11 protein-coding genes are annotated in these 15166 nt (G+C 66.8%); 4 read left to right on the top strand and 7 right to left on the bottom strand.

The window, feature by feature from the left end; translation table 11 throughout:
• Nucleotides 1–70: 70 nt before the first annotated feature.
• The 6 genes from V5A19_RS05315 to V5A19_RS05290 all read right to left on the bottom strand — a co-directional run bounded on the left by V5A19_RS05315 (nt 71) and on the right by V5A19_RS05290 (nt 8492).
• Nucleotides 71–883 (bottom strand): 3'(2'),5'-bisphosphate nucleotidase CysQ, encoded by an 813-nt coding sequence (locus V5A19_RS05315; RefSeq protein ID WP_332317413.1) that lies wholly within the window; start codon nt 881–883, stop codon nt 71–73.
• A gap of 141 nt (nt 884–1024) precedes the next feature.
• The gene (gene pmbA / locus V5A19_RS05310) at nt 1025–2347 is read right to left on the bottom strand and encodes a metalloprotease PmbA (RefSeq protein WP_332317414.1); all 1323 of its coding nucleotides are present in this window, start codon (nt 2345–2347) and stop codon (nt 1025–1027) included.
• On the bottom strand, nt 2344–3783 hold the full coding sequence (tldD, locus tag V5A19_RS05305; RefSeq protein ID WP_332317415.1) for a metalloprotease TldD: 1440 nt from the start codon (nt 3781–3783) through the stop codon (nt 2344–2346). Before tldD ends, pmbA begins: the two co-directional genes overlap by 4 nt.
• 184 nt (nt 3784–3967) lie before the next feature.
• A complete protein-coding gene (locus tag V5A19_RS05300; protein WP_332317416.1) occupies nt 3968–4801 on the bottom strand; it encodes a carbon-nitrogen hydrolase family protein in 834 nt (277 codons plus the stop codon).
• A complete protein-coding gene (locus V5A19_RS05295; protein ID WP_332317417.1) occupies nt 4798–5154 on the bottom strand; it encodes a hypothetical protein in 357 nt (118 codons plus the stop codon). Before V5A19_RS05295 ends, V5A19_RS05300 begins: the two co-directional genes overlap by 4 nt.
• Complete coding sequence (locus V5A19_RS05290; protein WP_332317418.1) at nt 5127–8492, bottom strand: YhdP family phospholipid transporter; 3366 nt, start codon at nt 8490–8492, stop codon at nt 5127–5129. The genes V5A19_RS05295 and V5A19_RS05290 overlap by 28 nt, the downstream gene beginning before the upstream one ends.
• 219 nt (nt 8493–8711) lie before the next feature.
• Between V5A19_RS05290 and glnE the strand changes: the two genes are divergently transcribed.
• From glnE to V5A19_RS05275, 3 genes are read left to right on the top strand one after another with little or no spacing between them, the layout of a single operon-like run.
• Complete coding sequence (gene glnE / locus V5A19_RS05285; protein WP_332317419.1) at nt 8712–11633, top strand: bifunctional [glutamate--ammonia ligase]-adenylyl-L-tyrosine phosphorylase/[glutamate--ammonia-ligase] adenylyltransferase; 2922 nt, start codon at nt 8712–8714, stop codon at nt 11631–11633.
• Nucleotides 11634–11686: 53 nt separating this feature from the next.
• Nucleotides 11687–12616 (top strand): branched-chain amino acid transaminase, encoded by a 930-nt coding sequence (locus V5A19_RS05280; RefSeq protein ID WP_332317420.1) that lies wholly within the window; start codon nt 11687–11689, stop codon nt 12614–12616.
• Nucleotides 12617–12632: 16 nt separating this feature from the next.
• Nucleotides 12633–12827 (top strand): zinc-finger domain-containing protein, encoded by a 195-nt coding sequence (locus V5A19_RS05275; protein WP_332317421.1) that lies wholly within the window; start codon nt 12633–12635, stop codon nt 12825–12827.
• Between the two features lie 6 nt (nt 12828–12833).
• Here the strand turns inward: V5A19_RS05275 and V5A19_RS05270 are convergent, their stop codons facing one another.
• Entirely contained in the window at nt 12834–13799 is a 966-nt protein-coding gene (locus tag V5A19_RS05270) for a lysophospholipid acyltransferase family protein (protein ID WP_332317422.1), read from the bottom strand.
• 83 nt (nt 13800–13882) lie between these two features.
• Here V5A19_RS05270 and V5A19_RS05265 point away from each other — a divergent pair, with 83 nt between their 5' ends.
• A complete protein-coding gene (locus V5A19_RS05265) occupies nt 13883–15154 on the top strand; it encodes a 3-deoxy-D-manno-octulosonic acid transferase (protein ID WP_332317423.1) in 1272 nt (423 codons plus the stop codon).
• The last annotated feature ends 12 nt before the right edge of the window (nt 15155–15166 follow it).

Below are 15166 nucleotides of genomic sequence, written 5' to 3'. Positions count from 1 at the left end.
CTGGTCCGGACTGATGGTCCGATCTCAAACTTAAAACCGAAAACTTAAAACTCCTGGCCGCCGGAAGCGGTCAGGCCCGCAGGTCCGGTGATAGGGGCATATCCGCCAGGGCCTCCAGAAGCTGGTGGTGGAGGTCGGGGTTGGCCGCCACCAGCGATCGTGTCTTGCCTTCGGGCTTGTTGAACACCACCTCGGAGCTGTCCTTTTCGGTGGCCCGGCCCCCGGCCACCTGGACCAGGTAAACCCCGGCACAGATGTCCCACTCGCTCCGCGGGGTGAGGGTGTAGAACACATCCACCTGGCCAGCGGCCACCAGGGCGAGCTTGTAGGCGACTGAGCCAATAGGCCGCAGGTGCATGGTGGCGGCCACCTCATCGAACTCGCCGCGCTTGTACTCGCTGCTGCTAACCGCCACCGTCGCGGCTGCCCGGAAGCGCTGGTCGCTGACCCCGGCCTCGCCACCCATATAGGTCACCGGGGCGCCCTCGGCACCGGCGATCATCTCCATGGTGGCGGGATTGTAGACCACCCCTAGCTGGGGCATGCCTTTGTGGACCAGGCCCACCGCGATGGCGAACTCCGGGATCTGCTCCAAAAACTCCTTGGTGCCATCGAGGGGATCGACCACCCAGACCCATTCCTTGTCCAGGCGGGTCTGATCGTCCACCGTTTCCTCGGACTGCCACCCGCATTCCGGGCACAGGGCCAGCAGCCGCTCGCGCAGTAGCTTGTCGGCGGCCAGGTCGGCCAGGGTGACGGGGTCGTCCTTGCCCTTCTCCCAGGACTCGTTGCGTCCCCCCTGGTACTGCATGACCTCGCGACCGGCGGCCTTGACCGCCTCTTTGACCTCTTCGAGGAGCTGGGGCAGCTGCTGTTCGTCCAAGGGGATCTCCTAAAAACGAGTTAAAAGTAATTAAGTAGTTAAATATTAAGCTGAAAACAGCGAATCCGCGGGTCGCCCAGAAGATCCAATTCCCGCTGCCGTTTGGTCTGACTTAACTACTTAATACTTAAATACTATGAGTTACTGCCCCGCCACCGTCATCTCGCCGATAAGCACCGACGGGCTGGCGATGTTGCCCCGGAACTCCAGATCGCTGCCCACGGCGGCGATGTCGCGGTACATGGTCTTTAGGTTGCCGGCGATGGTGATCTCCTCCACCGGGTAGGCGATCTCCCCGCTTTCCACCCAGAAGCCGGCGGCGCCGCGGGAATAGTCGCCGGTGACGTTATTAACGCCGAAGCCGATGAGCTCGGTCACTAGGAGTCCAGTCCCCATCTCCTGGAGCAGAGCCTCGGGGGATTTGTCGCCGGCCTCCAGATAGAGGTTGTGCACCCCCCCAGCGTGGCCGGTGGTCGCCATGCCCAGCTTGCGGGCCGAGTAGCTGTCCAGGCAGTAGCCCGTAAGCACGCCATCGTCCACCAGATTGCGCTCGCGGGTAACCACCCCCTCGGCATCGAAGGGGGCGCTGCCCAGGCCCTTGGGCCGGTGAGGCTCCTCGCGGATGGTAAGGCCGGGATTGAGTACCTGCTCCCCGGCGGCGTTAACCAGGAAGGAACTACCGCGATAGAGATTGGGACCGCGCACCGCCGACACTAGGTGCCCAAGCAGGCTCGCCGCAGCCGGGGCCTCATAAAGGACCGGGACTCGCGCCGTACTCAGCCGGCCAGCGCCCAGGCGGCGGACCGTGCGTTCTCCGGCTCGGCGGCCAATGTCCGTGGCGTCCTCCAGATCGGCCATGTCACGGGCGGTGGAGAACCAGTAGTCGCGCTGCATGCCGGCGTCGTCGCTGGCAACCACCGCCGCCGAGATCCCGAAGCGGGTACCGGTATACCCACCCAGGAAACCGTGACTGTTGGCATAGACCATGGAGCCCCGGCCCCACTCGAACTCGCCGCCCTCGGAGTTAGTGATGCGCTCGTCCACCCCGCGGGCGGCGGCCTCGCAGGCCCGCGCCCGCTCGATGGCCTCGTCGGGCTCGATCTCGGCAGGATGGTCCAGATCCAGATCCGGGATTTCGGTGGCCAGCTTGTCGGGCTCGGCCAGGCCGTTGGCCGGGTCCGAGGAGGTCTGGCGGGCGAGGGCGCAGGCCTTCTCGGCCGTGGCCTCGATGGCCGCTTCGGAGAAGTCGGTGGTTGTGGCGCTGCCCTTGGCGCCGCCGACGAAGGCGGTCACCGTGGCCCCCTTGTCGCGGTGGTACTCCAGGGTATCCACCTCGCCCAAACGCACCGCCGCGGTCAGACCAGTGGCCGCCTGGACACCCGTCTCCGCCTGGTCGGCGCCGTGGGCTTGAGCCCGCTCCAAAAGCTGGCCGGCCAGACTCTCGTTGTCGCGCTCGCCGCTCATTGGGTGCCTCCCACGGTCAGGTCATTGATGAGCATGGTGGGCTGGCCCACCCCGACCGGAACCGACTGGCCCTCCTTGCCGCAAGTGCCGATGCCGGAGTCCAGGGCCTTGTCGTTGCCCACCATGGCCACCCGGGTAAGCACGTCGGGCCCGTTGCCGATGAGGGTAGCCCCCTTCACCGGCCGGGTGATCCGGCCCTTCTCGATCAGGTAGGCCTCCGAGGCCGAGAACACGAACTTGCCCGAGGTGATGTCAACCTGACCCCCGGCGAAGTGGGTGGGATAGAGCCCATAGTCCACCGACGCGATGATCTCGTTCGGGTCGTAATCGCCGTTTTCCATGTAGGTATTGGTCATGCGCGGCATGGGCCGATGGGCATAGGACTCCCGGCGGCCGTTGCCGGTGGGTGTCATGCCCATGAGCCGGGCATTGGTGGCGTCCTGCATGTAGTTTTTGAGCACTCCGTTCTCGATCAGGACCGTGTGCCCGGTGGGCTCGCCCTCGTCGTCCACAGTCAGGGAGCCACGACGGTCGGACAGGGTGCCGTCATCCACCACCGTACACTGCTGTGAGGCCACCTGCTCGCCAATGCGCCCGGCGAAGGCCGATGTGCCCTTGCGGTTGAAATCGCCCTCCAGGCCGTGGCCGATGGCCTCGTGCAACAGGATTCCGGGCCAGCCCGGCGCCAAGACCACATCCATGGCCCCCGCCGGAGCTTCCACCGCCTCCAGATTGACCAGGCCCTGGCGCACCGCGTCCCGGGCGTAGGCGCGTACGGTTGCCTCATCGAACCAGGTGTAACCGGTGCGGGCCCCGCCCCCCGACATGCCCTGCTGGCGGTTGTCGCCCTCGGCCACGATGACCTGGACGTTCAGCCGCACCAAAGGACGGATATCGGTAACCAGCCGACCGTCGGAGCCGGCCACCAGAACCGCCTTGTACTCGCCAGCGAGACTGGCCATAACTTCCTGGACCCGGCTGTCCTGGGCACGGGCCTCGGCATCCACCGCCTCCAGCATGCGCACCTTGGCTTCGTCGGAGAGGCTGTCCAGTGGATCGTCGGCGGTATACAGGGGCTGGGGCGCCTGGTCACGCGACAGCATGGGAACCGTCCCGCCGCTGCCGGATAGGGCCACGGCCCGCGCCGCCTTGGCCGAATCCAGCAAGGCCGCGGGCACGATCTCGTCGGAATAGGCAAAGCCAGTCTTGTCCCCGCTCACCGCGCGCACCCCGACGCCGGAATCGATGCCGTAGGAGCCGCCCTGGATGCGGCCCTCCTCCAGGGAGAAGCCCTCTCTCCTGCTGTATTCGAAGTAAAGATCGGCGTAATCTACTTGCCGGGCCATCATCTGGCCCAGGGCGTCCTGGATCTGGTTTATACCCACATCGGTGGGACGCAGGATGAGATCCTCCGCCACCTGCCAATGGTCGCTCATGGCTCATCCCTTTATAGGGCGTTTTACGTTTTAAGGGAAAAGGCAACGGCCTTATTCGCAGATGACACAGATAGGCCCAGATGAAGCCGGTCGAACCGTTAAAGAGCTTGGGGGTTTATCTGCATTCATCGGCGTCCCCTGCGGGTCAGCTGTGGGCCTCGGTCTGGCTGTTACTCCTCACCCCTCACAGCCGCGGCCAGGGATCGGCCAGCCGCCGGTGCTCCCGGGCGGGAAGCCGACGACGCACGTCCGCCAAGCGATCCCGGTCGAGCGGGCCTAGGGCCAAGCCTTCCCCCTCGGTGACACGGTCGAGGACCGCCCCCCAGGGGTCCACCACCATGCTGTGGCCGAAGGTTTGGCGGTCACCGGGGTGCCTACCGCCCTGGTCCGGGGCCACCACTGCCAGCTGCTCTTCGATGGCCCGCGCTCTCACCAGGATCTCCCAGTGGGCCGCCCCCGTGGTGCGGGTAAAGGCCGACGGGACGGCCAGCCACTTGGCGCCCCGGTCGGCCAGTATGCGGAAAAGCTCCGGGAAGCGCAGATCGTAGCACACGGCCAGACCGACCGCTCCGAACGGGGTCTCCGCCACCACCGGATCCCGGCCCGGCTCGATGGTGGCCGATTCCCGGTAACCCTCGGCCCCACTAAGTTGGACATCGAAAAGATGGATTTTGTCGTAACGGGCGCGCACGACTCCGGTATCGTCCACGAGCACACAGACCGCCCGCACCCGGTCCGGATCGCCGCTGGCGAAAGGCAGCGTGCCGCCTACCAGCCACAACCCCAATCGGGCTGCCTGCTCCTGGAGGAACGCGGCAAGCGGGCCACCCTCTGGGGGCTCGGCGTGCCTCAGCTTGACTCGCTCGTCGGCCGCGAGCAGGGCAAAGTTCTCCGGCAGGACCGCTACCCTGGCCCCGGATTCCGCAGCCCGCTCAAGCAGCTTTCGGGCGCGGGCCAGATTGGCCGCCACATCGCCGGTGGAGACCATCTGCAGGGCCGCAGCCACAGGCGCGGTCACAGCTGGTCCCCTTCCTCGTGCACGGCCAGGGTCAAGCGGCCCGAATCGGTCAGACCCGGATCGATCTGGATGCGGTCGGCGGGGATCCCCAAGGTAATGAGCCAAGACCGCATGTCCTGAGCCCAGGCGCTGCCTGCGGCCCCTCCGGCGTGGGCCAGGCGCACCCAACGACCGGGCTTGCGGAGATAGGCGGCCAGGGTCCGATGGAGGGCCGGGCGAGCCGCCGCCTCTTCAACGCTGGCCGGCGCCTTCCATTCGGAGGCGGCCACCTCTTCCTTGGAAACAGCGGCCTGAGCGGGGACCGCGACCAGTAGCAGGGCCCCGGTCAGTGCCAGGGCAACACGTCTTGCCATTCCATCTCCTTTAGCCGGCGGAGCAAGGTCTCCACCGGATTCTCCTGCTCTGCCCCGGTCAAAGGGGTTACCTCGGGGTCGGCCCACGGCCCCTTAACCCGATAACCCAATGCCATCACGGTCCGGCTTTCCCCGGCGAGCAGGTAGCCAAGGACCGGAACCGCCGAGATGATCCGGTCCACCGTTTGCAGGGGCTGGACCTGGAGCAGCAAGTCATAGGTCCGGGCGTCCAGATCCAGGCTGCCCCCCATATCCAGCCGAAGGGGAGCACTTTTAAGCACCCAGTCATCGGTGCGGGCCACTCCCTCGGCAATGTCGATACTGCCCTTCAGCTCCCGATAGACCAGGCCCCCTTCGGCCACATCCCGAAAACCGCGCGCAACTTGGCGGGGCCAATCGAGCACATTGAGCGTGGCCAGGGCCTGATTCAGGAAATAGAACTGTTTGATTTCGCCTTCGACCATGCGTAGGCGCAGATCACCGGAGATCTGCCCGACAGCGAATGCGGTAGGCCGTCCCGGCCACCACAAATCGCCGCTGAAGCTACCGTGTCCTCCCTTCATGTTCGGATAGAGCCCGAGGGACCGCAACAAGCCGCCGAAATCGTTGCTTCCCAGAACCAGCCCCAGTTGGGTCCGACCCCGCTCCGCCGTCCAGCCACCATTTGCCACCAGGTTGGAACCATCCATGCGCGCTCGCAGCTGTTGCAGCTTCCATGCTCCCGGCTGAAGGCGAGCCTTCAAGCGAGCATTCTCCAGCTTGCGCTGCCCGACATGGAGCCTCTCCGCCTCCATTGTTAGCGCCAGATCAAGGCCAGCCATTACCTCCCCGGTAGAGCCACCGTCGCCCTCCCGGGCCCACGCCCCCGGGTCAGGCAGCTCCAGACTCTCCAGCCGTACCCGCAATGCATCCGGCTCCTCCCGACCCGGTTGGAAGCTGATCCGCCCCGAGGCGGCTTCTCCCTGGAATTGCGCGTTAACGGCATAGCCTAATTCGGAGGGAGTTGCCGAAAATTCAAGGCGACCGCCGCCAAAACGCCGCCCTTCCCAACGCAGGCTGCCCACGGTTAGCTCGGCCTGCAGCTGCGGCTTTGTCGCCTCGATCCTTTCTGCCCCTTCGGGTACCACCTCCCGCCAAAGGTCCACCCACTCCTTCAGGGGAAACCGACCGATGTGGCCAGCCACCAAGCAAGTCCCCAACTTACAAGGCGGGGCCTGCTCATTAAGGCCAATTCCTAATCCAAGGCGCCAACCACCATCGGCATGGGATGTTGCAAGCATGTCCCAACGGTCACCACCGGTTACCAAAGAGGTTTCTACCCGCCAGGGCTGCCCCAGCCTCAAGCGAACCGTCACTTCCCCGGGGTCGCCGATCCCGTTGAAAGCCGGTTCCGGAAGGATCAAAGCGGCCTGCTCCAAATCGGCGTGAAGCTCAGCGTGACGTTCCTGCCGGCCCCAGAGCGCCTTCAAACGAGCATCGATTTCACCGGTAAGGCGGCGACTTAGTGGGTAGTCCCGACCGTGGCGCGCTAGCGCCGTTCGCAAAGCCTTAGCGGGAAAGCTCCCCCGAACCTCCGCCCGGAAAGGCTCATCGGGCTCCCGGTCCAGATCCACGGTCACCGGCTGACCGAGCAGCCGGCCGCGCAAACCCGAGGCCCGGATCCGGCCCCCCTGGAAGGCCACCTGGCCATCTACATTGACTACCGCTGGGCTCTCCGGGCGGGGCCGGAAGGCCGCACCGTCCAGGGCGAGCCGGCCGGACACGGCCGGCTCGCCCCTGTCGGTCAGAGGCAGCCCCAGGGTCAGGTGGAGATCAGCGGGGCCTGCAAGCACGGCCGGCTCCAGGAACCCCTCCGACTGCAGGGGGGATTGCTCCAAAAAGCGCACCCCATCCACGAGCTCAAGCCCTACCTTGCCCCGAAGCCGCAGCCGCGCCGGATGGGCGGCAAGGTCAGGGACAGTTGCGGTTGCCTCCCGGATCCGGCTCCGCAGAACGCGCCCGGAATCCGCGCGGAAGCTTAACCGGTTCTGGTCGACGGTCAGGGTCCCGGACAGACCGATGACCGGAGGCCAATCGGGATGGTAGGCCAGAACCCCTGCGGCCACTTTCGCCTCCACCCGAAATATTCCCTCCCCATTGGCGAAGGGGAACTTTCCCAGGGGACCCCGAATCTCGGCGCGACCACCCTCAAGGCGGCCGTCAGCGATGGAGCGATCCAGCCACTCGACCAGCGGCCCCGGCAAGGCCCGCACGGCGAGTAGGTTGCGTAGGACCGGAACCGGCGTTTCCTCCAGGCCGAGCTTGGCCTTTAGGCGCGGGTCGGCAAAGCCTGCTTTCCACCTCAGCTTGCCGGCACCGGTTACCCTTACCCCGCCGGCAGTCAATCGAGTCTCCTCCAGGTCCAAATGGTGGCTCCCGGGCTCGCCCTGGTACCGGAATTCGCCTTTGACGGCCGTATCCGAAAGGGGCCGGCGGAGTCCCTCAGGCCACCGGAGCTGGCCTTGTCCGAGCCGAAAATGCCCGTTTATCCGGGAAGAACGGTGCCACCCACCCACCATCTCCGCCCACAGGGACAGGCGGCCAGGTAGGGCCACGGGGGCTCCTTCGGGCAGATAAGGCAAAAACGTTTCCGGTTCGACCCCCTCGGCCCGGGTTTCGACATTCAGCCGCCAGCTTTCAGGACCACCCGCAAAATGCTCCACCCCCCCGTGGACCGATACCCGACCACCGGCGGCATTGGCGGTTAGGTTCACCAAGTGGCCCCGGCTAAGGCGCTCAATGTCGACAGAGACTTCGGAGATAACCAGACGGACCGGGTCGCTGCGACGGCGATCGGACCAGACCAGGCTAGCGCTATGGATGCGGACATCCTCGAATCGGGCCAGGAAGGGGAAGAGGCGGTTCTTCTCGGGACGTAATCGTAGCCCACCCGCGTACAGGCGGCCACGGGCATCACGCCCCAGGTCCAGTTCCAGACCCCGCAAGGCCAGGCTGCGCAGATCAAGCTCGCCCCGCATCAGGGCAACGGCACCCATGCCCAGCCGGACCTCATCCGCCACCACCCCCTTGTCGCCGATGGCCACATCCACCGCCCGGACCGTAAAACCACTGTCCCACGTCCAGCTAATTTCCTGGAACCGAACGGGCCGATCCAGGCGCTCGCTCAGCCAGCCTTCCAGATCCTCCCGCAAGGGCTCCAGGGCCGGCGGGTGGACCAGAACCCAGACCGCCGCGGCCAAAAGCAACAGGATCCCGGCCAGCAACAGGCGGACGGACCACCGCCAGAAACCCGGACGCAGCCAGAAATGCACGCGGCCAGAGGCGGGCTGTTCAGTCATGGACTCCGCGGCGCTCAAGGTAGGCTGAAGCGAACGGGCACTGGCGTTTCACGGGGCTTCCTGGCGCTTTACGGGTCGGGGGCACGGGGGCATGATGGACTCATGGTCCCATCCGCCGATCGGTCACAAAAGCCGGGCCCCGCTCCCGCCGCCGAAAGCTTGGCCGCCGCTGCCGCACCCCGCCTCGCCGACCTGTTGGGTGGGCCCGAAGGCACTTCTTTGGCCGAGGCCCTGGCCGAGGACAGCGACCGTCGTGGGGCTTGGCTCAACGTTCTGGGCCTGAGCCGCTTCGTGTTCCGGGAGCTACACCGCTACCCCGCGCTGCTCCGGGATCTACTTACCGAGCCCGCTTGGCTCGACGGCAACTGGGCCCCGGAGACCGCGCATCAAGTGGTCAGGGATTCGGTTGCGGGAGTAAATGGGCAAGAGGCCTTTCAGGCAGCCCTGCGGCGGGCTCGCCAGTGGCTTCTGGTGCGCATCGCCTTCCGCGACCTGGCCGGCTGGAGCGATTTCGCCACCACCAGCGGCGAGCTAACGGCAACGGCCGAGGCTTGTCTGGAGGCGAGCGTTGCTTTCGCCATCGAAGCCCAGCGGGAGCGCTTTGGCACGCCTCGGTTGACCGACGGCAGCGAGGCCACCGTCACCATCCTAGGGATGGGCAAGCTTGGCGGCGGCGAGCTCAACTTCTCCTCGGACATCGACCTGATTTTCGTCCACAGCGGCGACGGCGAAACCGACGGGAAGCGCTCCCTGGACAATGCAGGCTTTTTCACCCGCGTCGCTCGCCTGGCGATCCAAGCCCTGAGCGAAGCGACTCCCGACGGCTTTGCCTTCCGGATAGACACCCGCCTGCGCCCCTACGGTGACGGCGGCCCGCTAGTGGTTCCGGTAGGGGCTCTGGAGCAATACTACCAACTCCATGGCCGAGAATGGGAGCGCTATGCGCTGGTCAAGGCCCGGCCCGTGGCCGGCGACCTGCCCCAGGGCGACGCCCTTCTGCGCGATCTGGAGCCTTTTGTCTTCCGCCGCTATTTGGACTTCGGCGCCGTGGAGGCGGTGCGGGATCTCAAGGTCCAGATCCAGCGGCAGGTGAACAACCGCCGCCACCGCCACGATATCAAGCTGGGTCGGGGCGGCATCCGGGAGGTGGAGTTCATCGTCCAGGCCTTCCAGCTCCTGCACGGCGGCCGCCACTTTGAGCTGCACGAGCGGCCCACTCTTACCATCCTTGAGCATTTGCGGGCCCTGGAGCTCCTCCCGGACCGGGACATCGACAACCTGCGCAGCGCCTATCTGTTTCTCCGGGAGCTGGAGAACCACCTGCAGATGGTGGACGACAAGCAAACCCAGCGCCTTCCCGAAGACCCGGAAGATCATTCGGTGATCGCCGCCAGCCTGGGCTTCGACGGCAGCGAGGCCTTTTTGGAGGCTCTCGAAGCGCACCGTGAACGGGTCCAGGAGGCCTTTGATCAGACCTTCGCCGCACCCCAGACCGCCCATCCCGAGGAGGAGCCCCTGGAGCAGCTGTGGCGGGGGGACATGGATCCGCAGCGGGCCAAGGAAGCCCTCGCCGAGCACGGCTATCTTCAACCGGAGCGGGCCCTGGAGACCCTTGACCAGCTGCGCCAAGCCAAGTCCCTGCAGCGCCTGACCCGCACCGGCCGCGATCGCCTGGACCGGCTCATGCCGCTGGTGATCGGGGCCGCCGGCAATACGCCGGCCCCGACCACCGCCCTGGCGCGCATGGTGGAGGTTCTCGAGGCCATCGGCGGTCGCACCACCTATTTCGCGCTGCTCGCCGAAAACCCCGTGGCCCTTTCCCAGGTGGTGCGACTTTGCGGCGGCAGCTCCTTCCTGGCCCGTTTCCTGGGTCACCATCCCATGCTCCTGGACGAGATCCTCGACCCCGAGGACCTCTACGCCTGCCGCATACGGGCCTCCCGCCAGGCTACTCTGGAACGAGAGCTGGACACGACCAGGGACCTGGAGGACCAGCTCAACGCCCTGCGCCGGTTCAAGAACATCGAAGTCCTCCACCTCGCCGCCCGCGACCTGCAGGGCCACGCCACCCTGGCGGAGATCTCACGGGGCCTGACGGACGTAGCCGAGCTAACCCTGGACAAAGCCCTGGAGCTGGCCTGGGACGAGCTCACCGAGCGCTACGGCGAGCCACGCTGCACCGACGCCGGTGAGGCACGCACGGCCGGCTTTGGCATTATGGGCTTCGGCAAGCTGGGCGGGGGCGAGCTGGGTTACGGCTCGGACCTGGACCTAGTCTTCCTCCACGACAGTCGCGGCGAGGACCAGCACACCAGCGGCGGCAGCCAGGGTCAGTCCCTGGACAACACCCGGTTCTTCGCCCGGCTCGGGCAACGGTTGATCCATTTTGTCACTACCTTGACGGCCGAGGGGGCCCTGTATAGCATCGATATGCGCCTGCGGCCGGGGGGAAAATCCGGGGCGCTGGTGGCTTCCCTCAACCACTTCCGGGACTACCAGATGGAGCAGGCCTGGGTCTGGGAGCACCAGGCCCTCATCCGGGGTCGCCCCATAGCCGGCTCACCGGCCGTCGGCAACGCCTTCGATCGCATCCGCGGGGAGGTCCTGACCGCACCCCGGGGCTCCGAGGCCCTGGCCCGGGAGGTCCGGGTCATGCGCGGGCGCATGCTGGCCGAGCACGCGTCCAGGGTCGGGGTGTTCAACGTCAAACAGGACCGGGGCGGGCTCGTCGACATCGAGTTCCTTATCCAGTCCCTCTGCCTGCGATACGCCCACGACTACCCCGACCTCGTTGTGCCGCCCGAAAAAACCCCGAGGCGACGCGATAGCGGCGACTCCGCCGTCCTAGCCTCCAGCAACCGCGCCGCCTTGACCGCTCTCGCCGAGCACAACCTCCTCGACCCGGGTCGAGCCCAGGGCCTGGATGAGGCCTACGTCCTGTTCCGGACTCTGGAAAACCGGGTCAAGCTGTTCGAGGACCGAGCCCAGGTGGAGATCACCGAAGACGCCACTTGGCAGCAGCAGCTGGAGCGGCTGGTGGGCGAGGAGTGGCAGCCCCTGACCCAGCGCGTATCGGAGTGCCGCCACCGGGTGGCCACCGCTTTCGATGAGGTGGTCGGCAAGCCCGAACGCAGCGGCTGAGGCCCGGCCGGGAAACCGGCCCCGCCGAACCGAATCACGGAGTAGCCCTGACCATGTCCATGGCCGACCGCGATGGCAAGATCTGGATGGATGGCGAGCTCGTTGAATGGCGCGACGCCACTACCCATGTCCTCACCCATTCCCTGCACTACGGAATGGGGGTGTTCGAAGGCGTACGCGCGTACGCCACCGACAGCGGCGCGGCCATCTTCCGCCTGCAAGAGCACACCCGCCGGCTGTTCAATTCCGCTCGCATCATGCAGATGCCCATGCCCTATGACGAAGCCACCCTCAACGCCGCCCAGCGTGAGGTGGTGCGGGCAAACGGCCTGGAGGCCTGCTACATCCGGCCCCTGGCCTTCTACGGCTCCGAAGGCATGGGCCTGACCGCCAAGGGCCTGGAGGTGCACGTGGTGGTGGCGGCCTGGCCCTGGGGCGCCTACCTGGGCGACGAGAACCTCGCCCGTGGCATCCGGGCGACCACCAGCAGCTACACCCGCCACCACCCCAACATCACCATGACCAAGGCCAAGCTCACGGGCAGCTACTTCAACTCCATGCTGGCCCACCGCGAGGCCCTCGAAGGGGGCTTTGACGAAGCGGTACTGCTTGATCCTTACGGCTTTGTGGCGGAAGGCCCGGGCGAGAACATCTTCATGGTGCGCGACGGAGTCCTCTACACCCCGCCCCTGGCCACCGCCCTGGACGGTATCACCCGCCGTACGGTGCTGGAGCTAGCCGCCGCCGAGCGCATCCCCGTACGCGAGGAACCGCTCACCCGGGACGCTTTCTACATCGCCGACGAGGCCTTCTTTTCCGGGACCGCAGCGGAGGTGGTGCCCATTCGCGAGATGGACAACCGGCCCATTGGCTCCGGAAGCGCCGGCCCGGTGACCCTTCGCCTGCAGGCGCGTTACTTCGACGTGGTCCTGGGCCGGAACCCGGAACGCCAGCAGTGGCTCGATTTCGTTTACCAGGACTGACCCACAAGGGACCGCCATGACGGCCAATCACCAGCGCGCCATCGAAATCACCGAGGAGGACCTGCCCCTTCACTGTCCCACTCCGGACATGACCACCTGGGACTCCCATCCGCGGGTCTTCCTGCCTATCGACGAAACCGACAACGGTGAGTACCTGTGTCCCTATTGCGGCATCCTCTACCGCCTTAAGCGACTAGCGGCAGAAGGCTAGAACCGGTTACAGCCGTGTTTCCCCACCCCAGGGGGGAGGGGGCGGCGCGCCCGAGATAAGCTGACGGGGCGGAGGCTTGGCCCGCCAGCGCCGGTGAACCCAGAACCATTGCGCGGGGGCATGGCCAATGGCTGCCTCCATGGCCGCGGTAACCTCCGCTGTAAGATCGCGCAGCCCCTCTTCGCTGTCGGCATAATTCCCCGGTTCAATGGGCGCCAGAGCCAAGAGCCGGAAGCGCTCCGGCCCCTCCCGCATCAGGAAAACTGGCAGGATAGGACTACCCGTCTTGAGCGCGAAGCGGGCCACCGAGGTGGGCACTCGCGCTTCCTCGCCCAGGAAAGGCAGACGGACCCGTTCGGTGTTCGGCGTGTTCTGATCGGGCAAAATGGCCACCGTATTGCCCCGGCGCAAGGCCTGCAGCACGGCACGGCTAGCGTTTTCGCGGTTGATGGCCCGGGTACCGTGGCGCTCGCGGTTGGCCCGTAGCCGACGGTCAAGCAAAGGATTATCCAGGGGCCGATAGACCACATGGAAGGGAGTCAGGCCGTAATGGGGAAGCAGGTGGCCGAGCAGCTCCCAATTTCCCAGGTGGGCACTGAGCACCAGTTTGCCGCGGGGGTCCGCAGCCAGGTCATCAATGTGGTTGCGCCCCTCCACGGCGGTAACCAGCCTGGCGAGGGCCTCGGGATCGGACCATTCCAGAAGCGGCAGCTCCGCCCCCAGATGGCCCAGCTCCCGAAACACACCCCGGACCTTGGCCTCTACGCCCTCGGTGCCGTAGCGCAGGGCCAGGGAGTCCCGGGCATGCCGGTAGTGCCGGCGGTCCACAAAGCGGGCCCAGGCACCCAGTCGGCCCGCCAGGGCATAGCGCCAACGGGGCGGCAGACCCGCCAGCAGGCTCAGCAAGCCACCTACTGCGGCGGCCTCGAGACGGTGGCGGAATCCGGCGGTTCGATGCGCTTCGGCCCCCATGGGAGTCCTTTCGGTCGGGGCAGGGTAGATGGCAGGGCGCCTGATTGTACCGCAAACACCCCGGTGCTCGCGGGGAAAGGTCCGTGACCCCAGCCTTTTCCCAATCCCTGATGCCGACGCTGTGCCAGACCCTCTATCTCGGCCTGGCCCGGCTGGTAGGCTGGACCGGACATTGGCATGCCAAAGGCGACTGCCGCGATGCCCGTGGCCGGGTCACCGCTCGGGGTCAAGCGCCCCGGCTTTGGCTCCACGCCGGCACCCGCGCCGGGCTGGACACCGCGGGGCCCCTGGCTCAGGCTTGGCAGGTTCGCCATCCGGGCGCCGGCGTGATCATCACGGTGCGCACCCAGGCAGCCCTCGTTGAGGCTGAGGCTCTGCTTGGCGACGAGGCGCTGGTCACCTATCTGCCGCAGGACACCCCTGCGGCGGCCCGCCGTTTCCTGGCCAGCGCAGCCCCGGATATCGCTTTGTGCCTCGGGCCGGCCCCATGGCCAGCGCTGTCCCGGGCCCTGGACCAAGGGGAGATCCCCTGGCTTTGGTTGATTACACGGATCCTGCCAGCGCCCTGGCGCTGGCTCGACCGCTTACCCTGCCTCTTTCGTCCCGCCCTCGACCGGGCGGAGACCCTCCTGGTTGGCCACGACGACGACAGCGAGGCTCTCCTTGCCCGTGACGTGGCCGAGGAGCGAATCCGGGTCACCGGCAGCCCGCTGCTGGATCACGATCCCCCGCCCGAGCGCAAGGCTGCCCGTCGGCTGCGCTCGGCCCTGGGCGGGCGACCCATCCTCTTCTTCGAGGGTACCGAGCCCGGCGAGGAGGAGCTCCTTACCGGGGTATGCCGCCACCTTCCGGCGCCGTTCGAGCGCTGGCTGATGGTGCTGGCCCCGGGCGATCCCGCGCGCGCCCCGGCGCTGGCCCAGCGCCTGGCCCGTTTCCAGCTGGGACTCGCGGTGGCCTCCCACGGCGAGGCCCTGACCCCCTCCACCCACATCTACCTCCTCGATGACCCGGAACAGCGCGGCCCCCTGCTGGCGGCCGCCGACGCCGTGGTCCTGGGCGGAACCTGGGTCCAGGGCCACAAGGGGGCCGATCCTCGAGCCGCAGCGGCAGCCGGTCGCGGCATCCTTTACGGTCCCTACCTCCAGCGCCACCGCGAAGCCGTCCGGGTCTTGGACACTGCGGGCAACGCCCGCCAGGCGGCCAACGTCAACAACCTTCTGGCGGCCCTGCGCCAGTGGCTGCAGCACCCGGGTGAGGCCGAGGCCGCCGGTCGCCGCGGCCGCGAGGCGGTTGCCCCCCACCAAGGAGCCTACCAAAGGGTGCTCGCTGGCCTGGAGCGGCAACTGAACCAGTGAGCGCCGGCCACT

The organism is Thiohalorhabdus sp. (genome assembly GCF_036628635.1).
In the GTDB taxonomy this organism is placed as follows: Bacteria; Pseudomonadota; Gammaproteobacteria; order Thiohalorhabdales; family Thiohalorhabdaceae; genus Thiohalorhabdus.
This window is presented reverse-complemented; position numbering and strand designations above follow the sequence as displayed.